The sequence below is a fragment of the Rathayibacter sp. AY1A7 genome, from assembly GCF_002930845.1.
Classification (GTDB): Bacteria; Actinomycetota; Actinomycetes; order Actinomycetales; family Microbacteriaceae; genus Rathayibacter.
In genome coordinates, this window is record NZ_PSTL01000049.1 from 1 (window position 1) to 521 (window position 521).

Below are 521 nucleotides of genomic sequence, written 5' to 3' on the forward strand. Positions count from 1 at the left end.
CATGACCGGTGGAACGGTGAGTCAGTCGCGCTGAACGCTGACGTCGACGCGGGGATCGCCTCGGCGCGCCTCGCCGCCGTGACGCGGCCCCGGACGGTGCCGATCACTGCTTCGATAGCGCCGGGATCCCTGGCGAAGGTGGGGACCGCTCTCGCTGCGCTGTCCGGCGCTCGTCTCGGCGCTGACCTGTTCAAGGGCGTCGGGGAGCGCCTGGCGAACCTGGACCGCGCGCTCCCGAAGCTCGCGGCCGTCGCGTCGTCGATCGCGTCTCTCGCCGCTGTGGGCATCTCCGCGGGCGGGGGTCTCGCGACGCTCGCAGCGAGCCTGTCGTCCATCCTCGCGGTGTCGGCCCTCGCGCCGGCACTCATCGTCGGCGCCGGCGTCTCCGTCGCTGTCCTCGCGGTCGCGCTGTCGCAGATGGGCGACCGGCTCGGCGACGTCATCGACCGGTGGAAGGGCCTCGGCGACGTCATCGGCGACGGGTTCTGGGACCAGGCCGCGCAGCCTCTCCGCGAGCTCTC

General features: G+C 73.1%; 1 protein-coding gene. It reads left to right on the forward strand.

What is annotated here, in order from left to right; all coding sequences use genetic code 11:
- Positions 1 to 138 precede the first annotated feature (138 nt).
- On the forward strand, positions 139 to 521 hold a 383-nt coding region (locus C5B95_RS17020), incomplete at its 3' end, for a hypothetical protein (protein WP_146076649.1).